The 251-nt window shown below is 55.0% G+C and carries 1 pseudogene; it reads right to left on the bottom strand.

From position 1 onward, the window contains the following. Positions 1-251, bottom strand: a pseudogene (locus EKO24_RS22505) (integron integrase); the annotation flags it as partial.

The raw sequence follows: 251 nt of genomic DNA, 5'->3' as shown, positions 1-251 counted from the left end.
CGCCGCTACGCGGATCAAGCGAATAACTGCCGGAAGGAAAAATATACTGCCAGCCCCATTCCGTTGCCGCATTCGGGTATTTTTGCGCCAGCGCGTCCGGTAGGAACACATTGGCCTTGCCGACGCGATTGTCATCGTCAAATAATAGCCGCCGCTGTAGCAAATGCGCCTGTAACCCGGTCACCACCGAAGACGGCAACATCGTTACCCTATCTTTTCCGCCCTTGCCGTCGCGTATCAGAATCTCGTTA

Origin of the sequence: Candidatus Methylobacter oryzae (genome assembly GCF_003994235.2) — a bacterium.
Lineage (GTDB): Bacteria > Pseudomonadota > Gammaproteobacteria > Methylococcales > Methylomonadaceae > Methylobacter_A > Methylobacter_A oryzae.
Note: the sequence above shows the minus strand (reverse complement) of the source record. Positions and strands in the feature narration are given on the sequence as shown.